Genomic DNA, 22,755 nt, shown 5'->3' with positions numbered 1-22,755 from the left:
CCTGTTATCATGTCGCCGCTACACGGCTGAGAAAAGGGAGCTAAGCGGCGCCAAGCTTTCTATACTTGACTTACGCGCTCCGCTGGCTGCATGCGCTAGAAGGGATAGCCGATAGCCAGATTTAGGCGCGGGGTGCTGCCGCCGCTGCCGCCGGCGGGCACGCGCAACGGGTAGGCCAAGTCGAGACGGATGACGATGAACTGAATATCAATGCGAATACCGGCGCCGCCGCCAACGGCCATTTCCTTTAGGAAAGAATTAAAGGCAAACTGACCGCCAGGCCGGGTGGGGTCATTATTGACCAGCCAGACGTTACCGGCATCCATAAACACGGCTCCTTTGACGTAAGGGAAAAGATCCTGCCGATATTCTACGTTGGCTTCCAAGCGAATATCGCCCACCTGGTCGTAAAAGCTTGTGTTGCGCTGGTTAGGGGCTGGTTCATAGCGACCAGGCCCGATCTGACGCGGCGCGAAGGCCCGAATGCTGTTGGGGCCGCCCACACCGTACTGTTTTAGGTATGGCATCACGTTGGAGTTGCCGTAAGGCATGCCCAAGCCCACTAGAGCCCGCGCGGCTATTTTATTGCCGCTGGTGGGATTGGCCGTGATACGGTAGTAGTTGCGCAGTTCTAGGTCAAACTTGCCGTATTGCGAGTACTCCTGCCCAAACAAGGTATGATTGCCGCGGCTATTGGTTTCGGCGCCGGTGAGGCGGTTGACGAGCGTAGCCAGGTTACCGGCTGGCTCCACCATACCACTGAAGTACAGCTGATTACGGCGTTGCTCGTACACCTGCGTGTTGTAGGTGTAGCGATACGAACTGGCTGGGATAAACTGCTGCTGAAAGCTATTGCGCAGGAAGGGCCGATCAATGAGCAGCTGGTCAAACTCCGGTTTGGTGCGGGCCAGGCGCACAAACTGCAAGTCGATAGGGCGCAGCTCCTGCTCGTTGGTAATTTTGGTTTTCCAGCTATAGCCGTAGTTCAGGTTGAAGAAGTCGACCTGAAAAAAATCCCGCCGCTCGACGTACCGATACCCAGCCCCAAAAGTGGTGCGTGGCTGGAAGTCGGAGTTGACCAACCGAATATTAAAGGGTGGCGTGATAAGGCGCGGCACCACTACCTGACCGTTGACACCCAATTCGACGGAATTCAGGCCCAGTACAGGTTGATTGGAATCGGAAGTCCGGCCTGCGCCCTGCCGCCGCTCAAACGTGCCCACAAAGTTCAGAATCAGCTGCTCGGCGCCGCGAAAGGCGGAGCGGTTGCGAAACTGCGCCGTGAAGCCTGGCCCCGTGAAGCCGTTGGTTTTGGTTACCATTTGTACCTCGGCCCGCAGCGACTTTTTCTTTAGCTGCGTCATGCGCACCGCCGCATTCAGGAAGCCGAAGCCGGCCGAATCGGCCTTCTGCTGGGCGGGTCGGAACCGAATGTCCACGAACTTAAACGTGCCCAGGCTCATCAGGCGGCTCAGCGTCTGGTCTTGGCGGCGGCGGCGGTAGAGCGAATCGGGGTACAGGAAGACAGCGTTGGTAATGGCACGCGCCCGGAAGGTTTTCTCGTCCGGCACGTAGCGGTAGCCGCGGTACATGATGGGCCGCATTGTTTCGGTGGTGTCCGTCAGGCCGTACTGCGTATTCAGCGTGATGCGGTTCAGGATGTAGGGCTGCGCGGCATTGGGCGGAATGCTGCCCTTCACCCGCATGTAGACATCGACCCGGTTGTGCTCGGTGCTGTCGACCTCGTAATAGAGGTAATCGGGCGAGAAATAGTAATAGCCGTTTTGCTTCAGGGCATCGTCGACGCGTACCCGCTCCTGAATGAGCGTGTTGAGGTTGTACGGGTCGCCCACTTTTAGCAGCGTGCCAGCCTGTAGCCGCCGGATGTCGTTATCGAGCAAGGTGTCGCGCTCCGGGAAGTGAATTTCCTTGATGGTGTAAGGCCGTTGTACCGTGGCTATGTAGTCAACGGTTGCGGTGCGGCCCTTGGCCTTGATGGGGCTCTGTACCTGGGGCCGCTCAAAGTAGCCGTTGTTGTACAGGCGGTTGATCATCAACCCTTTTACTTGCTGAGTATCCACTTGGCTCAGCAGCACGGGCGCCTCGCCGTACTTATCGGCCAGCCACTTCCCGATGCCCTTGCTTTTGCCCTCCCCCATGTGCCAGAAATAGAGCTTGGGCCGCAGGCCCAAGATGGAGGCATTGGGCTTGGGCCGAATGACGGCTTCCAGCTCCGTGGTGATTTCTGACTGGCGTGGAATCGGGTGCGGCGACTGCAGCTTCACCGAAGACCCGGTGTAGAGCTTATCGTTTTCGGGGATAAACTTCGTGCCGCTGCAGCCAGCGACCAATAGCGCCAGCAGTAGCGCGACGCCTTGCCTGGCAGCGCGCCAGCGGGATTGGGGGGTGACAATAGTAGGCATGGTAGACGGCATGGAGCCGCCTTCAAAGGGGTACTCCTTGCTGTTTCGGGGCCGCATGTCAGCTTTGGGTAATAAGTCGTAGCTCATCTGCGGTATCAGTTCAGAGCGTTATTCTGGAGCGTATCCTGGACGGCGGCTTTTTCTTCTTTGCGGGCGCGGCGGTCTTCCTTCACCTGCTGCTTCACCTCGGGCGCGACCTTGGCAAACAGCTCCTGCAGGCTGTTGTAGTCGCGCTGGAAGATGAGCGAGGTGCCGGTGCGGATAAATTGCCCGTCGATGTCTTCGTAGGCGTTGTTGCGGAAGGCGCGCAGGCGCAGGCGGCCGTCGGGCAGCACGTTGTACTCGATGCTCACGTCGCCGGCAAACTGGCTGGCCGCGCCCACGCCCTGAGCGCCTTGGTTGCCGGTACCGCCGGCCAACGGCACGTCGGCGCCGAGCCGCACGGTGAGGCGGTCGTTGAGCAGCTGACGGCGCACGGCCACGTTCAGGTCGGTGCGGCTGCTTTGGGCGCCGGAGCCGGTGGTGGTAGCGTAAGAATCGACGCCGAGCTCTAGACCGACACCAGCAAGGTATTCGCCGGTCAGGTTGTTGAGCTGGTCAGTCAGCACTTGGCTGGCCGAGCCCCGGAGCTGGTTTTCTACCAGCCCGCCCGGCGCCGCCGTCGACTGCAGCGGGTTTTCGGCGATAAAGCGGTTCAGGGCCAGCAGCGCAAACACTTGCTTGTTCAGCTCGTTTTGCTCGCTGGGCTGGCGCAGCTGCTGCAGCTTGGCGCGCACCGGCCCGGCTACCGGGCTGTTTTCATTTTCAGGCACCCGGATATCAAAGCTGATGGCCGGCTTGAGCAACTGCTCCGTCACGTTCAGGTACACGTCGAACGGCAGCCGGTTACGCGACAGGTTGCTCAACTCAGACGAAGCGTCGCCGAGCTGGTTGGCAATCAGGTCGGTGGCCACGGCCCGCACGCGGTAGATGGCCGATACGTTCACCTGGGCATTGAACGGGTCGCCGCTCCACACCAGGTAGCTGCCCGGCGCGATGGTGAATTTGCGTTCGGCCAGATCATAAAGCGAGAGTTGGTACTGGCCCTCGGTCACGTCGAGTCGGCCCGTGAGGGTTTGGGCGCCACGCTCGTCCAGCACGGCATTCAGCGTACCGGCGGCGCGCACGCGCAGGTTGTCGCCAGCCGCCTCGTCGATGACGACGGTAAAGGGTGTTTCATCGGTGATGGTGATGGTGGCGCGCACATCGTAGCCGGCGGCCACAGCAGCACTATCCACGTTCACGGTCTGGGCCAGGCCAGCGTTGAGCGGCGGCGTCTTTTTATCGACAAACACCACAATGCCTTCCCGCTCCACGGCTACCGGGTCGTCGGAGGGCACCACCACCGTCAGGTCCGAACCTTCCACCACGGTGGCATTGGTGTTCACCACCGGGCGGTTGAGGTTACCGGTCACGCGCGTGTCGGAATCAACGAGCAGACGACCGTAGTACAACGGGTTTTCGCGGCGGGTGCTTTGCACAGCCAAGAAGTTTTTGGTCACAGCGCGCAAATCCAGGCGGTAGAGGCCCACCTGCGCCAAGTCACGCGCCGGCACGATGTAACCGTTGACGACCGCCCGGTTGTTGAGCGAATCGATGACAGCGAAGTTGTTGAATCGCAGGCCGCGGTCGTCGAGCACCAAGGGCTCGGCAGAAAGGCGGAAGGGCGAGCCGAGTTGCGCCAGCGTGAAGCCGCCATCCTGGAAGCGTACCGCCCCGCGCAACAAGGGCGCGGCCGTAGTGCCCCGCACCGTCAGCTGCCCCGTTAGGGCCCCGGTGGATTCAACAATCTGCCCGGCCGTGAAGGGCTCCACAGTTTTGAGGTTCAGGCGGGCCAGATCGGCCACCACGTCGATGGTGCCGCTGGCCAGGTAGTAGCCCGTTACGCGCACATCGTTGCCCTCGGCGCCGGTCAGCTGGGCGGTGAGGTCGTAGCGGCCGGCGGTGTTGTTCACCGCCTGGGCGCGCAGGTCACCCAGCACGTACTTGTTGTAGGCGAGGCCGGTGAGGGTGAGGTCAGCCGTGAAAGCCTGGCCGGTACGGCCGAGGTTGTAACCGACAGCCTGGCCGTTGAGCACGCCGCCCACCAAGGAATCCTGCAGGCCCACCGTGCGGCCCAGCTCGTAGAGGTCGAAGTTGCCGATATTAACCTGCAGCGGGTTGCGCGCCCCGGCCAACGTCTGCAGGGCCAGAAACTGGTTGGCGTTGCCGTCGCGGGTTAGGCGCAGGTTTTGGGCGTCGATGTTGCCGTTGGTAGTGGTGAAGCGCAGGTAGTTGCCGGGCGCGGCCGTCCAGCCTTGCCCGTCCAGAGCCAGCTGCGGCTCGAAGCTGAACTGGTAGGTGTTGCCGTTGTTGAGCACCTGCAGCACGCCGGCCAGGTTCAGGCGCTCGGCGCCGCCGTTTTCGGCAATGCGCAGGCGTGTGCCCACCTGGTTGTTGGCCACGCTGCCCGTCAGGCTGGGATTGGGGATTTGCAACGTGGTGTCCTGCCGGATCTGGCGCAAGGCCACGGCGTAGTCGAGCTTCTGAGCATCGGAACCCACGCGCAAGCCCAGCGAATCGAAGGCAATGCCTTGGTAGCGCATAAACGGCACGTTGGCTTGCACGGTCAGGTTGGCCGAGGGGCTGTCGTAAGAGCCCGAAGCGGTGAAGGGTCGGATGCGCGTCAGGCCCGGCACAAACTGCGGCAGCAGGCGCGCGCCCGATTGCGGCACGTTTAGCTCGAAGGTGAAATTGCGCGCCACCGAGGAAGCCCGGTACTGCACGCCCGGCAAGTCAAAGTACCGGTCGATGTGGCGCTGGATTTCAGGGCCCAACTCGCCCAGCGGCGTGTTGCCGCGCAGGGTGGCCGTGACCAGACTAGAGGCGAAGTCTACTTCCGTGCGGCCCGGCTGCTGCACGATGCGGGCGTTGAGCGAGTCTAGGTTAATGGCCTGGTTGTTCAGCACGATGACGATGTTGTCGCCCACCACGGTACCATTAAGCGAGTTGGCGTCGGCACCCGAAAGGTTGGCGTCTAGGTCGCCCTGCAGGCGCAGGTCGCCGCCGGTGTAGAAGCCCAGCGCCGTCAGATTCAGGCTCTGGATATTGCCACCGAAGCTGTAGCTCGGTGCGTTGGGGTTGCGCAGGTCTACGTTGCCCTTCAGTACGAAAGCGGCGTTCGTATCGCCTTGGCTGCGAGCATCGATGGCGTACTGCTGCCCGTTCACGCCCACCGTCGCGTCGATGTTGCGGTAGGTATAATCTTGGTAACGGAAGCTGCCGACGTTGGCCACCAGCTGCCCGCGCATGGTTTCGGGGTCGAGGCCCTGGCCGGTGTAGCGTCCGGAGGCTGACAAGCGCCCGATGGTGGGGTCGCGCAGCAGGGCGCCCACGTCGAAGTTGTCGACGGTGAAGCGCGCCGCCACCGGCTCGCGGCCCACGGGCCCTTGGTCCATATTTACTACGGCCGTGGCATTGCCGAAAGAGCTGGTAGCGCGCAGGTTGGCGTCGATGACTTGCACCGTGGGTCGTCCGCGCAGCGTACCAGCCACCGAAAAGCGGTCGGGCAGTCGGATGTTCGAGGGAATGGTGCCGGCCGGCACCAGGCTCTGCACATCGGCCGCCGAAGAGCTCAACTGCTGAATGTTCAGGTCGGTGTAAAGGCGGCGGTCGGTATTGGGCAGGCCCTGAATGCGGCCCGAAGCGCGAACTACGGTGTTGCGGAAGCCCACCATTTCCAGGTTGTTCAGCGCGAAATTGTCGACGCGCCCGTTTACCTGTCCGCTGATCAGCACCGACTGATTCGGGCCGGTGGTGAAGGGTTTTTCCGAAGCTAGATCAGGCGCCAGGTACAGGATATCCCGGAAGCCGATGCGGGTGTTGCGCAGGTCCATTTCCAAGCGCGCCTTGCCTATCTGGTTCATATCGGCCAGCATGCCCAAGGAGTCGAAACCAATGGCCAGGGTGCGGCGAATGCGCGTGTTGGGGGTCACCAGATCGAGGTTGTCGAGGCGAATCTGCACGGAGTCATACACCACATCGGCCTGCGCCCGATCCACCCGAAAACCGCTTTGCTCGCGGCCGCGCAGCAGGTCGATGCGGCCCGTGGTCCGGTTGTCGGTATATACCAGGTTGCGGGTGCGCAGGGCCAGGGAATCGAACAGCAAGTGGTTGTAGTCCATGGCCGCCAGCCGAGTGCGCTGCCGCGGCTCGTCCACGTTGTCGAAGGCAAAGCGCACGCCGCTGATGTCGGACTGCTTGAGCGCCACACGCCAGCTTGTGGCCCCGCCGGTGGCCTGAGCCACGGCCGAATCCACTTGCTGCACGGCCTTGGCGGGGTTGATGACGCGCTGCTCCACCGGCACGTTCTCGTTTTGGGCGTAGGCAATATCGGCGTCGCGCAGCGTGAGCGTGTTCAGGCCGATGCGCTGCCGGATAAGGTCGATGTTGTCGGCTGTCACCAGCGCCTGCCCGATGCGGGTGCGGATATCCTGGCCGGAGGGGTCGTTGCGGTAGCTTAGCGCCACGTTATTGAGCGAGGCGCGGTCCAGGCCAAAAGTCAATGTGAGTGGCTCAGAGGGCGTATCCGGCGGCACTTTGGTCTGCACGATGTTGAAGCCAGTGTTTTGCAGCGCCACGTTGCCGATGCGGTAGATGGAGCGGTCCACGTCCACCTCGTTCATGTTCAGGGCCAGGTCGCCCACGCGGCCGCGCACGTTCATGCCGTCTACTTGGTCGCGGTAGGTGAGGTACACCCGCGCCAGGTGCACGTCGCCGATGTCGTACTTAAAGCCGCCGGTAGAGTCGGCGGGCGTGGTCGTGGTGGTGTCGCCGGTGGCGAAGGCCGCCAGAATGTAGTCGAAGTTGAACGTGGAGTCGGGCAGGGTACGGTTGATGTGCACCGTGCCGTCGAGCAGCTCCACGTTGCTCACGTTGATCTGCGACTTGGTCAGGTCCCAAAGCTTAATACCCACGCCCAGCTTCCCCACCGACACGAGCGTATCGCCCTGCTGGTCTTCGAGGTACACGCCTTCCAGCGCCAGACCGTTGCGCCAGTCGGTACGAAATTTATCGATGCGGACTTCGGTCCCGATCTTATCTTGGAGGTAGTTGGCCGCTTTGCGCGCAGCAAAGTCCTGCACCGATGGTATTTGCAGGGCAATGACTACGCCGATAACCAATACCACCACAAACGCCAATAGGCCGAGCACGACGTAGAGCAGGCGGCGTAGTGAAGTGGGCACAGGCAGGAAGGCTTAAAGTTGAGAGACGGTAGCCTTCCGAACGCAAAAAGCACGTGCGGGGTTGGGAACCGGGCCTCGCCCCTATCCAGCCGCCAATCTCAACCGGGCCCACGCCCCCTCGAAGCCCGACTATTCGCCCACGAAAAACCCGCCGAGCTTCCTTGGTAAGGAAGCTCGGCGGGTTTAGGCTGCTTCGGACAGAATAACTGGCTTATCCGCCTAGCGCCGCCACGGCCGGTGCCGGTCGTAAATCAGAAAGCCCGCGTTCAGAATCAGCTGCCCGTTGCGCTGGCGGTAATCGTAGCGCCGGCCCTCGTATGCGAAATGCGTGGTATAGGGCGTCAGGCTGCGTTCGTAGCGGGCATTCAAATCAAAACGCCACAGCTGCACACCCAGCCCTATCTGCCCTAGGGCCTGAACGCGCTTCACACTTCCGAATAGACTAGCATACAGCGGCCCAAACGAAGCGCTGCCTTGGCTCCCATCAAGCTGCTCGCGTTGGTTGAGCGCTACCACTGGCCCCGCCAGCACGTAACCTTTACGGCCCAGCTTCCGCCCGGCTAGCGCGGCCACTTCCGTCCGCTTTATACGATGAGAGAAGTAGTAAACTCCCCAAGGAGGAAGATCCGACGGCTGTGAATAGTCAGCAATTCGGTACTGATTCCCGAGCCCATTGGAATAAGCCAGCTCCGGCTGCAGGAAAAAGCCCTTCTCGCCAAGGCCGATGCGGGCGTAGGCGCTGAAGCGGTTGCCCGTATCGTCGTCCCGCGCCCGGTCGGTATTGGTATTGATGGTGAGCACCTCCAGTTCAATTTGTTCCTGGCGGGCCCAGGTCTGGTTGATGTTGAAGCTCCCAGCCACGCCCACGGCTTCCAGGGTTTGCGCCTGCGCCGCTGGCGTAACCGCGAGCAGGGCAGCCACCAAAGAGTAACGGTAAAAGGTCTGCATATAAAAAAGGACTGATTGGGGAATCCTTAAAGGTCGACTGTCATTAGTCGATTACCAATTGCTGACGCGCCACGCCGGCACGGCTTTGCACCAGCAGCGTATACACGCCGCTTGCCTGCCCGCGTAAGTTCAGGTTTACCTCGCGCTGCGCCGCCGCGGTGGCTTTGCGCAGTACTTCGCGGCCCAGAGCATCTACCACTCGTACCGTAGCGGCTTCGGCCAGCGGCAGCGTAAACTCGCCCGTGGAGCTGGGGTTGGGGTAAGCCGCCAGCACAGGTTGCTGGCGGACGGCGCGGCTGTTCAAAGCCGTGCCCGTCAGGCGGTACATGCCCAGAGCGTCGCCGGTGGTAGCATCCAGCGCCCCCGTCCACACGGCTCCGGCACTAAAGGCCGCGAGGCCCACGTGCAGCCGGTTGTTATCCAGCGCTACCCAAGTGGTGCCGTTATCGGCTGAGTAGGACGAGCCGCGGTCGGACGCGCCCAAATCCCCGCTACCAACCGACAAAAACAGGCTCGTGCCCGGTACGCCCACCATGCCACCCGAGCGCAACGGTCCCTGGCACTGCACTTGCTGCCAGGTGGTGCCACCGTCGGTGCTGCGGTGCGCAAACAAATTATTGCGGTTGTCGACGCTGAGCACAATTCCATTCTGCGCGTCGCGAAAGGCTACGTTGTAGACTTCCGCAAGAGCGGGTACCACGCTTACCGTCCACGTAAGGCCCTTATCTGCCGATTTGAACACGCGTCCTTCATCCGTAGCAAACCAAATGGCATTGCCAACCACTGCGGGCGCCAGTACCACGCCGTCTTCGTCAGCTACGGACAGCGGCACGTTGTTGGTGCGCGCCCAGGTATTTCCCCCGTCGCTGGTCACGTAAATTTCGAACTGGTCTACCGGAGCAGCAAGTGGGTCGCCCACCACCACGCCGTCGTTGGCGTTGAAAAAATGCACGAAGTTGGGGTAGCCAGCCAACTGCAGGCCTGCTTGCCGGGCCCAGGTCTGGCCGCCATCGGTGGTGCGGCGCAAATGCCCGCCGCCCGCGTTGTCGGCAACGGTAACCCAAGCCGCGTTGCTGCTGATGGCCGCTACACTGGAGATGTACTCGGTTGTGGCCAGGCCGCTTACGGGGCGCAGCTGCCAGTTCTGCCCGCCGTTGGTGGTGCGCGCTATGGCCATGCTCGCCACGGTTTCGTCGTAGCTCACGGCCCACACGTTGTTGGCATCGACAATCCCAAACCGGTAAGCAAACTGATCGGACCGGCCGAAGCTGAACGGCTGCAGCACCCACTGCGCCGACGCCGCTACCGATAGCAGCAGCAGAAGCCCTAGGAGGGCGACCGGGCGCAGTCGGCGGGAAACACGGCCAAGGCTGAACTGAGTTGAGTTGGAGCCGGCAAGAGCGGCAACTTGCTCGATAGAAGTAAAGTTGAAACGCACAACGAGTAATTTAAGGTGGAGAAGAACAAGAGGTAACTTTCGGAAGCCCCGACGACTAGGTAGCCCGTATTGATGACTGCATCAGCGGCCCAAAGCCAGGCCGAGGCGCAGGCTCAGGACCAAATGCAGCACCAGCGCGTTGGTCGCTTCGCGCTCCGGCGTTATCGGGAACGGAATGCCCACATTGAAGTCGGCGAAGCCGTAGCGACCGATGCGGCGCTGAATGCCGTAGAGCGCCGCGGCCGTGAGGCGTACGGGTCGGCCCAGGCGGCTTTCGAAGTAGGGCGTTTCGTCGGAGCGGCGTCCAAAACCTGCCCCGAGCCCCAATGAGAGGTAGTTGGCGGAGAAGTTGCTGGCGCTTTTTCCTTTGCTGATGCGGCGGTTCAGGTTGTAGTAGTAGCGGCCGGCTACCTGCGAGCGTACGGCAAAGCCCGTGCGCCACGGCCCGTCCAGGATTGCCCGGTAGCGGATGACGTCGGGGCTTACCTCCCCCATCACCGACCAGGCTGGCCGCAGCTTTCGCTCGTGAATCAGATACACGCCAAAACGCCCGTATTCCGGACCCGTGCCGTTGCCGGCGAAAATGAAATTATTGAGCCCCAGCTTCCACAAGCGCTGCTCTTCTACCTGCACCCGCGTCAGCCGCCCGAGGCGTTGTCCCAGCTTGCCATCCGGCTGCGGAAAGGTTTCGCTTGTTTCCTCTTCGCCGTAGCTGACGCGCGTCGAATCAGGCGCCGTTTGGGCCGCTAGGGGTTGCGCTAAGCTGAGTACGAGGCCGGTTGCGGCTACGGCCGCCCACCGGTTTAGAGTATGGATTTGCATTCTAGTGGGCGGGTTGCTATTGCTTCATCAGCAGTGGCTGCGAGCGAAGCGAAATGGGCATGTAAGTGGTCTGCACGCGAATCAGAGGCGCAGATGCGGGGCCATCGTGCCGCAAGGCCTGCCGCCCGCTGCCCTGGCGCACACCCCCGCGCAGGGTTGGCGGCACTTCAATAGTGCTTTGGGTGGTGCTGAGGAGGTAGCTGAAGAGGGCGAGTTGCGGCACTCCCAGGCTGACTTCCGTGCGCACGGCGTCGATAAAGGCGCTTTTCAGTTCTGAGTTTGGCTCTAGTGCCACGCTGCCGTAGCTGTTACGAATGACGTAGCGGCCCGCCGCGTCAGTCAGCCGCAGGGCCGATTTGTCGGCCTCGCAGGTTAAGTTAAGGTTTAGGTTGCTGGCCGTGAGGTCGGCGTAGCGGACGGTTAGGTGCAGCTGACCACGTAGATCCAGCAAGGTGATTTTGCCAAAGTCCTGTTCCAGCTTCTGGTTACCGGTGAGGCCCGTCAGCGTGGTCTGTCCGTACGCGTTGGTGGCTTCCAGGCTGGCCCCGGCCGGCATGGTCACGGTGTACTCGGCGCGCAAGTCGCTGCGAATGGCGGGTGCCCCGGCTGGTTGCGCAAAGTAGTTCATCAGGTCGATGGTCGAGCCGGCGCGGCTGATCTGGTAGCGGGCCGATGCCAGCTCTTTTTCCGCTACCTCGCGCTCGGGGTGCCGGGCCACCAAGCGCAGTATCACCTGCACGTTGGGCTTGTCCCAGCCTTGCACCCGCAGCGTCGCTTTCTCGGCCCGGATGCGCACCAGCCCTTCGGCGGGGCAGGGCAGCGTCTGCTCCACGGTGCGCGTCACCACCTGCACTTTCGTCTGGCCGAAACCCGGCAGCCCTGGCCCGCACAGCAGCACCATCAGCAAGCAACCGCACCAGCGACGAAGCTCGGCCACGCGCTGATCATGTAATGGAAAGAGGTTCATGAAATCAGCAAGTCAATAAGCTCACGCGTCACGGTGGCTTTCAGCGTCGTGACTTTCACTTGATGGCGTACCAATTCTGGCGTCGTGCCCAAGCGGCGCAGGTCCCGCTGCAGGCGCTGCTCTTCCGCCTCCAGCTCCGAAAGCTGCGCCCGCAGTTCCCGAAACTCATCGGACTTACACACCGTGGGCAGGGAGGTGCAGTGCGCGTCGATAAAGGCCACTCCCTGCGACGCAAGCGGATCGAACATAGCCGAGGCCTGCGTTTCTGCCGGGGTAGCCACCACTTCTTCGCTGTAGCTGACGGTTTCGAGCACCACCGCCTGCCCTGGCGCCACCGCGCTATCGGGCCGCTGCCACCACGCCACTACCATTATTAGGATAGCCGCCGCCACGCTAGCCATCCAGCGCACCGCCTGGGTAGGCACAGGCGGCCGTACGGTAGCCGTTGCCACCACAGAGGCCGCGGCATCCGTCGTCATGGCTAGCGGAGCCGGCTTATCCAGCCGGGCCGCAATGGTGCTCCAGAGGTCCTCATTGGGTTCATGCGCGGGCAAATGCGGCACGGCCCGGGTTACGGCGTCGTCAGCCTCTAGCTGTTCCGCTATCCGGGCCCAGGTGGCTGCGTCGGGTTCGTGCGCGGGCAACTCACGCAGTGCCCGCCGCAAGTGCTCGTAACCGGCTTCGGGCCGGTCGGAAGGCGTCTGGCTCATGCGTACAAATGGTAAAGTTTAACTTGTAGTAACCGCTTGGCGTGGTAGAGCTGCGACTTGCTGGTACCCTCCGTAATGCCCAGCATCTCGGCCACCTCCTTGTGGGCGTAGCCTTCTACCTCCACGAGGCAGAACACGACCCGGTAGCCGGCCGGCAATTCCCCGATGGCTTTTTCCAACGCCTCGCCCGTTAGGCTATCGTGCCACGCCACCAGCGGTTCGGGGTGCCGTTCGTGGTCGTATACTTCCATGCGCTGCTCACGGCGCAGCACGCGTAAGGCGCTGCGCATAATAAGCGTCCGTACCCAGGCTCCCAGGGTTGACTGCTGCCGGAAGCTATCCAGGCTCCGAAATACTTCCACGAAGCCCTCCTGCAGCGCGTCCTGCGCCAGCTCCCGACTACCCAGAATGCGTAGCGCCGCCGAGAACATCGCCGATTTGTAGCGCTGATACAGCTGCTGCTGAGCGGCCCGGTCCTGGGCCAGGCAGCCCGCCAGCAGCAGTTGTTCTTCGGCAGAAGCGTCGACGGGCAGAACGGTCACGGGGAGGATCTTTGGCTGAAAGTGAATGCAACTCACCGAAAGGTTGGTCGCCCGCAGAAATATTTTTGCCAGCCAAATATTAGCCTTCTATGATATCTATTTCCTACCCGTTCATTTATTAAATAAACTACGCAAGTTATTATTGTAGTCGCTGCGCAGCTTTGGGAGCCGGCTATCCTTAACTCCCTTCGCCGCGTAGTTCATCCGACGGTCACTTTCCCCAATTTGATTCCGGCGGCAGAGCACGTAGCTTCGGGTATTATTTCGCCGGTTTTCACCCGTTTACGTTTCTCTCCGCGCGAATTCTCCCGCTGCTATGCGCGTTCGTTTCCGACTTCCTTATTTCACCCAGTGGGGGCAGCGCCTGGAAGTGCGCGGCGCCGGTGCCTTCCTCGGCGACTGGCATCCCGATCAAGCATTGCATCTTGATTACGACCCGGCTACGGGCCGCTGGGAAAAAGAAATTGAGTTGCCTGCCGGCACTACCGAGCTGCAGTACAAATACCTGCTGATCGACGCCGATGGCACCGTTCATTGGGAGTGGGGCCCCAACCGCCACGTGTCGCTTGCTGATGAGCCTTACGGCCGCGTGGTGCTCGATGAGTTCTGGCGCGCTCCGCAGCTGGCCGAAAACGAACTGCTCACCAACGCCTTCACGCAGGCCATCTTCCGTCGTCCGTCCCAGTCGCCTTGCGGCCCGGGCAAAGCTCGCGCCCGCGTAGCCGATGCCGCCGTGCGTTTCACGATGGTGGCCCCGCGCGTATCGCCGGAGCATTGCCTTTGCGTGCTCGGTTCCGATGCTGCCCTAGGCAATTGGGACGCCCGCAAGGCCGTGGTGTTGTCTGATGCTGGTTACCCCAACTGGTCGGCCGACGTGGCCCTGGAGACGCCCGAAAAGCCTGTTCTCTATAAATACGCTATCTGGGACCCGCAGCAGAAGGAAGTCGTAGCCTTGGAAACCGGCCCCGACCGCGTACTACCGCCCGTGCTCGGCCGCGATGTGCTGCGCTGGCGCCACGACGAGCTGTTTCGCCACCCCGACGGTCCGTGGCGCGGTGCCGGCGTGGCGCTGCCGGTATTTGCCTTGCGCAGCAAGCAGGGCTTCGGCGTGGGCGAATTCTCGGATCTGAAGCTGCTGGTCGATTGGGCCGTCGAAACCGGCCTGAAGCTGGTGCAGGTGTTGCCCATCAACGACACCACCGCCACCCACACCTGGGTCGATTCCTACCCCTACGCGGCCATTTCTGTTTTTGCCCTGCATCCGCAGTACCTGCGCCTCGATGAAATAGCCGAGCTGCAAGACCCTGCCCAACGCGACGAGCTTAACCGCCTGCGCGATGAACTCAACCAGCGGGACTTCGTGGATTACGAACCCGTCACGGAAGCCAAGTGGCGCTTCGTGAAGCTGCTGTACCAGCAGGAAAAGGAAAACTTCTTGGCCGACGCGGAATTCCAGCAGTTCTTCCAGGACCAAAAACAGTGGTTGGCGCCTTACGCCGTATTCAGCGGCCTGCGCGACCGGTTCCAGACCGTTGATTTCCGTCAGTGGCCCCAGGAATTTCAGCAGCCCGGCGACCTGCCCGAGCAACTGCTTCGTCCCGAACACCCCGTGTTCGATGAGTTCGGTCTGCATCTGTTCACGCAGTACCACCTCGACAAGCAGCTGCGCGCCGCCGTCGACTATGCCCGCTCCAAGGGCGTGACCCTGAAGGGCGACTTGCCCATCGGTATTTACCGTCACTCCGTGGAAGCCTGGACCCAGCCCGAACTGTACCACCTGCATCAGCAGGCCGGTGCCCCGCCCGACGACTTCTCTGTAACGGGCCAGAACTGGCGCTTTCCCACCTACAACTGGGAAAAGATGGCCGAAGACAACTACGCTTGGTGGCGTCAGCGCCTTGGGCATCTCAGCCGCTATTTTGATGCCCTGCGCATCGACCACATACTCGGTTTCTTCCGCATTTGGGAAATTCCCGGCCACGCCGTCGAGGGCTTGCTCGGCCACTTCTCCCCCGCCCTGCCCCTGCACCGCGACGAAATCCGCGACCGGCTCGGCTGGTGGGACTACGATCGTCTCACGCAGCCTTACATCCGCTGGCACATTCTGGAAGAGCTGTTCGGTTCCGAAGCCCATGCCGTACGCGAAGAATTCCTCGACGACTCTGGCCACGGCGCTTTCCGCCTGAAGGAACACGTAAACACGCAGCGCAAAGTGGAGGCGGTGTTCGAGCAGAAGCAGGGCCAGGCCCCCGCGGAGCAGCATGCTCACCTACAGTTTCTCCGCAACGGCTTGTACCGCTTGCTCTCGGAGGTGCTCTTCGTCGAAGCTGACAATTCCAACGGTGAGTACTGGCACCCACGCATCACAGTGGATAAGTCGCGCACCTTCCGCGACCTGGACGAACACACGCGTCACCGTATGCACGAGCTGTACGTGGACTTCTTTTTCCGTCGCCACGAAGACTTCTGGCGCGAGCAAGGATTGGTGAAGCTGCCACCGGTACGCTATGCCACCAACATGCTCATTTGCGGAGAAGACCTCGGAATGGTTCCTGCCTCAGTGCCCGGCGTGATGAGCCAGCTCGGTATGCTGGGCCTGAACATCCAGCGCATGCCCGCCGCCACCGGCATCGAATTCTCACACCCTAACGACGCCGCTTACCTTTCCGTGGTTTCTCCTTCCTGCCACGACATGAGCACCATTCGCGGCTGGTGGGAAGAGGACCAGCAGCGCACCCAACGCTTCTTTGAACAGATTCTCGGTCACTACGGGCAGCAAGCGCCCAGCTACTGCGAGCCATGGGTAGCGCACGAAATGGTGGCCCAGCACCTCCAGTCGCCCGCCATGTGGTCCATCCTGCCTTTGCAGGATTTCGTTGCCCTTGATACTAGCTTGCGGCGTGAAAACCCGCTCGAAGAGCAAATCAACGTACCGGCCAACCCAGAGCACTTCTGGAAGTACCGCTTCCATTTGCCGCTGGAACAGCTGCTCGAAGAAAAAGACTTCAATCAACAGGTACACCAGTTAGTAAAGCAGAGCGGCCGCGTGTAAGGAACTAGCGCATTTTTTTTGCACGGTAACTAATTACCGATTCTAGCAAAAGCCAATAGACCTTTGTGAGTATTCACAAAGGTCTATTGGCTTTTGCGATAAATATGATATGCATTATTACAATAATCACATTCAACCTCTCACACTTGCTGTCAGCCAGCAAAATGGCCACTATTGCAACAATTAAAGCCCTTATATACACGCATTTATTAATAAGACTAACGTAATTTTAAAGCCCGATTTTCCGAAATCTATTCCACTCGAAACGAATTTCCATTTTTCACTTTTTTACATAAACACACGATTACGCGTCACGGCGTTAGCGCTGCTGTGGACTTCGGTCTGCGGGGCACAAACACCGGCGAACAGCTCAATTACTGCAGGCGGTCATCCACTACAGGATGCGCAGTTGAGCGGGCTGCCGTCGGCACTGCAGGAGTGGATTTTCCGCAATTCTCCAACGCAAGCAACTGCTGGCAACGTACTGTGGCCCTTTTCTGAACGGCTCTCGTTAGTAACTCCTCCCTCGACATCTACCACTGCTTCTGGTTCGTCGGGACAACGCCCGACCGCGGCACCGTCCACCAGCAACATCACCTCGCCCACCCCGGTCAAAAACAATGGCGCTTTCTTCGCCTTGTCCCCGGGACTGTCGGGTACAGACCCCGATGGCAACCTCAATCGGTTCACGTTTGTGACCGTTCCTACCAACGGGACATTGTACGTAGCCAATGCGTCAATAACGCAGTACACGGTCGTGACGGCGGGCATGACGGTAACCACTGCGCAGGCGAACTTCCTGGGCTTTATTGCTACTAACGGCTCGGCCACGGGCACGCGCAGCTTTACGTTCCGCGCGCTGGACTCCAACAACGAGCAGTCGAATATTTCGACCTACTCATTCCAGGTTGTCAACAACCTGCCGCCGGTGCCGGTTAACTTCACTAACCCAACGCTGATCAGCAACGGACGCCAGCAGGCGCTGAGTGATTTGGCAACCCGCGGGTTCAGCGACCCGGACGGAACGGTGGCCAGCTTCGGTTTTAACGCCCTTCCCCCGGCCAACACGGGTACATTGTATGTGAATGGCACGCCCGCCAACACGACGACTAACTACCCAGCCAGCAATTCTAATGCCCTGGCCTTTCAGCCTGCCACTGGATTCTCCGGCTCAACGGCCATTGCTAGCTTCCGTCTGACTGACAATCTAGGCGCCACCTCCATCAACGATGGCGTGCTGGGCATTCCAGTCAACAAAGCCGAATGCGGTCAGGCTACGGTATTCGACTTTACCGCCCGTACCGCCAACGAAAGCTGGGAAGCTCCCCTCACGATTACAGTTCCCAACAGCTCGGTTACTTTCACCACCAGTGGTTACACCGAGTCACCCGGTACGGTAACGCTGGCGGTACAGGCTGGCGGCGGCGGCGCAGGCTACGCGCTGTCTTGGGCAACCGACTACAGCTCGGCGGCCAACAGCACTTCCATCAACTTTAACTTCAGCCGAGCCCTTAAGGGCTTCAGCTTTACGATGGGCGACTTGGACAAAAGCGCGCCCAACAACGGTGACCCGTGGATTGATGACGTAACCTTTAACGGTTACCGCGCCGATGGCACAATAGTGCGCTTGGACCCCAGCGACGTAAACCTGGCGCCGAACGGCAACAACTTCTTCAACGGCGACAACCGCATCACGGGCCGCGACAACCCAGTAACCGGCACCAACAATAGCTCGAGCCCCGACGGCAACACGGTGGTTACGTTCTCGGAGCCCATTGTGCGCTTGGAATTGATTTACAAGAACATCCAAACCGAACGCCCGAACGACCCCGGTGGACAGGTCGTAACCATTCCGGCCTTTACCTGGTGCGAAGAAGCCGACGTAGCAACCACCCTCACCGGTCCTGCGCGTGCGGTTGCCAACAGCACGGTGACATACACGGCCCTCACGACCAACAACACGGGTCTGGACCAAGCTAACCAGGTACAGCCTACGGTTCAGCTCACCCCAAACCTCACGAACGTCACCATCAACAGCACGGCTGCTGGCTTGAGCTACAATGCCTCAACGGGTTTGCTCACACTGCCGCAGACTACGCTGGCTAGCGGTGCTTCCGTTACCAACACGGTTACGTTCACTATGCCTGGCAGCGGCTCGGTAACTGGCGTCGCCAGCAACTTGGCTGCTACTTCTGACCCCACGCTGAGCAACAACAACGGCACGGCGGCCAATGCGCAGGTTACGACGACCCAGAACCGTCCGCCGGTGGCCCGGGCGGTAACAACCAGCGCGGTAGGTACAATTGCCTTCGACGCCCCGATTGCCCCGCTTAGCGGCACCGATCCGGACGGCGACAACACAATTTCTTATTACACCATCGTAACACTGCCAGCCGGTACGCTAAAGCTCAACGGGGTGAACGTAGCAGTTGGTGACCGTATCCAGCCGTCTGATATCAATAACCTTACCTACTCAGCTGTCGGAAATAGCAACAACGACGTATCTTTTACCTATTCGGTAACGGACGACATGGGAGCTACTTCGACGGTAGCGACCTACCTCATTCCCGTAAATCAAGTAACATCCACCAATCTTGATTTGGCGGTTCAGCAACAGGTAAACCTGGGACCTTACCGAGTAGGCCAACAGGTTACGTTTACCATTACTGCCCGTAATGTGGGCAGTTTCAATGGCTCCAACGTACGGGTGGATGCCTTGCTGCCCGTCGGCCTTACTTATGTGTCACACACGGGTAGCGGCACTTACACTCCCACCACCGGGGTGTGGACTATCGGCACCCTGAATAACGGAAACTCGTTAACCTTGCGGGTTACGGCGGAAATCGCCCAAACCGGCACGTTTACCAACACGGCTGTTATCCGGTCTACATCCCAAACGGAAAACAACCTGCTGAACAACCAGGCTGAGCAAACGGTGAATCCGGGCCAGGAGGAGTACGTCCAGAACTTCGAAGGTCGCATCGCCCCCGACCTGTGTGAATCGCAGACCAACATGGGGTTTATTACCGACAACGCGAATACGCTGGAAGGCCGGGCTACCCTGGTTGCTTCGAACGCTCTCGGCACGGGCTCGGTAACGTACCAGACGCCGTGGTTGCGCCTGACGGCCGGCGCTACGCTCTCATTCCAGACGGCGGTGCCGGCGGGCAGCATAGCCAATACAGCTTACCGCATTTCCTTGCTGGACGCTAACAACGCGCGTACGCAGATCAACCAGACAAACTTCGCCTCTACTGCTCCCTTGGCGGTGACGCAGGCGCTGGGGCAAACCGGAAATTACAAAGTCGAAATTACCTTCACCAGCACTGGAACCAGCAGCGACGCCCGTCCCTCGCTCGATAACGTGCGCGTGACCAATGCCACAGTGGCTACGGTTATCAAGGACGGCACCAACTGCAACCTGAACGCTCCGCCCGTCGCCAACAACGTTACCAACCCGCGCTTGTCGAACCAAGCCGGGCCAACGACTATTTCGGCCCTATCGGGTTCGGATACGGCTCCTGGCTCGGTGGTGGCGTACATCATCAACACCATTCCGGACGCTACGAACGAAGGCGTACTGGCACTCAATGGTGTGCCCGTAACGGTGGGGCAGCAGCTGACCCCGGCTCAGGCCGCTCAGCTGACCTTTGATCCATTAGCCGGTTACTACGGCACGGTGGCGTTTACGTACTCAGCCCTGGACGACAGCAACGAGCTGAGCGCATCGGCCGCAACCTTCTCCATTCCGGTACTGTACGCGGCGCTGGTTAGCGGCCTCGTTTTTGAGGACGTGAACTACGGCGGCGGTGCCGGTCGCGCCTATGCCACAGCTGAATCGGAGGCCGCGGCCTCGAGCTTTGCGGCCAACAGCATCCGTCGCAACGGTGCCCGTGTGGAGCTCTACAACGAGGACGGCACGCTCGCTGCCACTACCACCAGCAGTTCCGAAGGCGCCTTTACGTTCGATAACGTGTTCACGGGCAAGTATACCGTGCGGGTGGTCAGCAGCACCGTTACCTCGGTGCGCAACACCAACAACATAGCGGGCCTAATCCCGGTGCAGACCTACGTAAACGGCGATGTAAACCGCGTTGGCGGCGAAAACCCGAACGCAGTGGATGCGGCTGCCAACACCGGCAGCCAAACACTTAGCGCCCTTACTGCTAACGGCGTCACCCCGCAATCCATCACCGTTATTCAGGTGTTCCGTGAAGCCCAGCCGGTCACCGGCGTGGATTTCGGCTTCAACTTTGACGTGGTGACAAATACCAACGATGCCGGCCAAGGTTCGCTACGCCAGTTCATCGTGAACAGCAACGCCCTGCCCAACACCAACCTCGACCAGAGCGATGCTCTGCAGGGCGCGGCCGCAGGTCGGGAGTTTGCCCTGTTCATGCTCAACGACGGCCGTACGACGGGTGCGGCAGCTGGCCTGCGCAATGGTCTGCCTGCCTCGGCTGGCTACTCGGCCACCGCGGGTTACACCATTACGCTCAACTCAGCGCTGCCCATCATTACTGATGCCAATACGACAATCACCGGTAACCGCCAGACGGCCATTACCGGTGACATTGTAGCGGCTACGACGACCTCAACGGGCCCCGAAATCACCCTGAACTTCAACGGCCAGGGCGGTATGGAAGCCACGGGTGCCGGCACGCACCTGGTGGCCCTGGGCCTTACCGGTGCCCGCGGCACGAGCTTGGCTACCACGGGTGCTGATGCTTCGCAAGGGGCCGCCATCACCCTGAGCGGAGCGGCGGCTGCCGGCTCGCAGATTACGACCATAACGGCGTACGACAACGCTACGGCGGGCGTACGTTTGGAGAACGGGGCTATAGGAGTAGTGGTGCAAAACAGCATCCTGCGCTCCTCGCGTAGCACGGCCGCCACGGGCAGCAACATTGCCTTCGACGGCTCGGGCCTGGTACTGGAAGGCGCGGTGGACAACTCCGTCACCGGCAACACCATCAGCTCCAACGCAGGCGCGGGCATCTCGCTGATAGGCGATGCGTCGGTGCAAAACACCGGCAACGTCTTCGAGAGCAACACCATCGGCTCTAACGGTACCGGTACCAACACCTTCAACACGTCCAACCTGCGCGTTGGTAACGCCGGTGCTCGGGTAGTGAATGGCAACAACAACCTGTTTGTGCGCAATACCTTCACCGGTAACGACACCGACGGCATCATGGTGGGAGGCAGCTCGACGGGCAACCGCATCATGCAAAACTCATTCAGCAGCCACAGCAGCTCGGCCACAGAAGACCTGGGCATTGACCTGACCTCGGGCACGGGTTTCTTTGGCGACGGAGTAACGCGCAACGATAACACCGATGCTGATGCCGGCGGCAACAACCTGCAAAACTTCCCCATCCTGACGCAAACCAGCTTGGCCAACAGCACCTTCTCGGTGACGGGCTACGCCGCCGCCGGCGCACTAGTGGAGTTCTTTGTGGCCGATGTACAGGCTGCTGAGTTTGGCGAAGGCTTCACCTACATTGCCAGCTTCACTGAAGGCTCGGCCGAAGACCGGGACTATCTGGCGACCTCGTATTCGGGTACAATTAATGGCCTGAACCAAGGCAGTGAGGCCGCCGTGAACCGCTTTGCCTTCTCGATTCCGTTTAGCTCCCTGACGGCTGCGCAAATCACCGCCCTGACCACGGGGGGCGCCCGCCTGACGGCTACGGCCACCATTCTGAGCGGTACTACGGTTACGCTCTCGAATAACACCTCGGTACCCGTGGGCAACACTTCGGAATTCTCGGGCAACATTGCGCTGACATCGACTCCCCTGCCGGTGGAGCTGGTACGCTTCGCGTCGACGGCGCAAGGCCAAGACGCGCAGCTCACCTGGACCACGGCGCAGGAGAAGGACAATGATCGGTTTGAAGTAGAGCGTTCGACCGACGGTCAGCGCTTCGAACGGGTAGGTACCGTGCGCGGCGCTGGTCAGAGCACCAACCTTCGCAACTACGCCTTCACCGATGCAGCTGCGGCCCGTGTGGGTAAGCTGCTCTACTACCGCCTCAAGCAGGTTGATTTCGACGGAACGGCTACCTACAGCACCATTAGCGCTGTGCAGTTCACTGAGAAATCGGGCGGCGTGACGGTGTGGCCCAATCCGGCTACCGACCAGTTGTTTGTGGACTTCTCGTCGCTGCCCATTGGCACGTACCAAGTAGTGATGACCGATGTGCTCGGCCGTCAGGTACTAAGCCAGCAGGTTAGCACTAGCGGCGCCGCCGCGCTGTCGGTCAGCAGCCTGCCCGCCGGCTCGTACGTGCTAAGCATCGACGGTCCGGCTACGCATGTGACCAAAAAGTTTGTGAAGCAACAGTAGTCAGGCTCGGTTCTCGACAGGCTATTTCAAAAGCCGTACCTCCCGAGGTGCGGCTTTTTTCTGCGCTTAAGCCTTGGACCACGTGCAATTAAGGGGCTCGTATACAGTAAGCACCTAGAGATTACCGCCATGCCTGACCGACATCACGTTGCTGCAGCATTACTACTGTACCAGCAGGAGAAGGAAAACTTTCTGGCCGACGCCAAATTCCAACAGGTATACCAGTTAGTGGAGCAGAGC

General features: G+C 60.6%; 10 protein-coding genes. 2 read left to right on the top strand and 8 right to left on the bottom strand.

What is annotated here, in order from left to right:
• Positions 1–95 precede the first annotated feature (95 nt).
• The 8 genes from tamL to AC5FXY_RS21925 form a co-directional block, all read right to left on the bottom strand.
• Complete coding sequence (gene tamL / locus AC5FXY_RS21960) at positions 96–2,423, bottom strand: translocation and assembly module lipoprotein TamL (RefSeq protein ID WP_493558877.1); 2,328 nt, start codon at positions 2,421–2,423, stop codon at positions 96–98.
• Positions 2,424–2,518: 95 nt separating this feature from the next.
• The gene (locus AC5FXY_RS21955; protein ID WP_493558876.1) at positions 2,519–7,687 is read right to left on the bottom strand and encodes a translocation/assembly module TamB domain-containing protein; all 5,169 of its coding nucleotides are present in this window, start codon (positions 7,685–7,687) and stop codon (positions 2,519–2,521) included.
• Between the two features lie 219 nt (positions 7,688–7,906).
• The gene (locus AC5FXY_RS21950; protein ID WP_493558875.1) at positions 7,907–8,635 is read right to left on the bottom strand and encodes a porin family protein; all 729 of its coding nucleotides are present in this window, start codon (positions 8,633–8,635) and stop codon (positions 7,907–7,909) included.
• A gap of 43 nt (positions 8,636–8,678) precedes the next feature.
• The gene (locus tag AC5FXY_RS21945) at positions 8,679–10,073 is read right to left on the bottom strand and encodes a YCF48-related protein (protein ID WP_493558874.1); all 1,395 of its coding nucleotides are present in this window, start codon (positions 10,071–10,073) and stop codon (positions 8,679–8,681) included.
• Between the two features lie 81 nt (positions 10,074–10,154).
• The gene (locus tag AC5FXY_RS21940) at positions 10,155–10,895 is read right to left on the bottom strand and encodes a hypothetical protein (RefSeq protein WP_493558873.1); all 741 of its coding nucleotides are present in this window, start codon (positions 10,893–10,895) and stop codon (positions 10,155–10,157) included.
• Between the two features lie 16 nt (positions 10,896–10,911).
• On the bottom strand, positions 10,912–11,862 hold the full coding sequence (locus tag AC5FXY_RS21935; RefSeq protein ID WP_493558872.1) for a hypothetical protein: 951 nt from the start codon (positions 11,860–11,862) through the stop codon (positions 10,912–10,914).
• Positions 11,859–12,572 carry a hypothetical protein gene (locus tag AC5FXY_RS21930; protein WP_493558871.1) on the bottom strand — a complete coding sequence of 238 codons (714 nt, stop codon included), beginning with the start codon at positions 12,570–12,572 and terminating at the stop codon, positions 11,859–11,861. Before AC5FXY_RS21930 ends, AC5FXY_RS21935 begins: the two co-directional genes overlap by 4 nt.
• On the bottom strand, positions 12,569–13,114 hold the full coding sequence (locus tag AC5FXY_RS21925; protein ID WP_493558870.1) for an RNA polymerase sigma factor: 546 nt from the start codon (positions 13,112–13,114) through the stop codon (positions 12,569–12,571). The genes AC5FXY_RS21930 and AC5FXY_RS21925 overlap by 4 nt, the downstream gene beginning before the upstream one ends.
• Before the next feature lie 316 nt (positions 13,115–13,430).
• Here AC5FXY_RS21925 and AC5FXY_RS21920 point away from each other — a divergent pair, with 316 nt between their 5' ends.
• Together AC5FXY_RS21920 and AC5FXY_RS21915 are read left to right on the top strand one after the other, a co-directional pair.
• The gene (locus tag AC5FXY_RS21920; RefSeq protein ID WP_493558869.1) at positions 13,431–16,166 is read left to right on the top strand and encodes a 4-alpha-glucanotransferase; all 2,736 of its coding nucleotides are present in this window, start codon (positions 13,431–13,433) and stop codon (positions 16,164–16,166) included.
• 637 nt (positions 16,167–16,803) lie between these two features.
• A complete protein-coding gene (locus tag AC5FXY_RS21915) occupies positions 16,804–22,515 on the top strand; it encodes a T9SS type A sorting domain-containing protein (RefSeq protein WP_493558868.1) in 5,712 nt (1,903 codons plus the stop codon).
• Positions 22,516–22,755 lie beyond the last annotated feature (240 nt).

The sequence above is a fragment of the Hymenobacter sp. FMD4 genome (assembly GCF_058932745.1).
Note: the sequence above shows the minus strand (reverse complement) of the source record. Positions and strands in the feature narration are given on the sequence as shown.

Excerpts from the sequence above, each read along its gene's own strand:
- tamL (WP_493558877.1), bottom strand. The coding sequence starts at position 2,423 with ATGCCTACTATTGTCACCCCCCAATCCCGCTGGCGCGCTGCCAGGCAA.
- AC5FXY_RS21950 (WP_493558875.1), bottom strand. The coding sequence starts at position 8,635 with ATGCAGACCTTTTACCGTTACTCTTTGGTGGCTGCCCTGCTCGCGGTT.
- AC5FXY_RS21940 (WP_493558873.1), bottom strand. The coding sequence starts at position 10,895 with ATGCAAATCCATACTCTAAACCGGTGGGCGGCCGTAGCCGCAACCGGC.
- AC5FXY_RS21935 (WP_493558872.1), bottom strand. The coding sequence starts at position 11,862 with ATGAACCTCTTTCCATTACATGATCAGCGCGTGGCCGAGCTTCGTCGC.
- AC5FXY_RS21930 (WP_493558871.1), bottom strand. The coding sequence starts at position 12,572 with ATGAGCCAGACGCCTTCCGACCGGCCCGAAGCCGGTTACGAGCACTTG.
- AC5FXY_RS21920 (WP_493558869.1), top strand. The coding sequence starts at position 13,431 with ATGCGCGTTCGTTTCCGACTTCCTTATTTCACCCAGTGGGGGCAGCGC.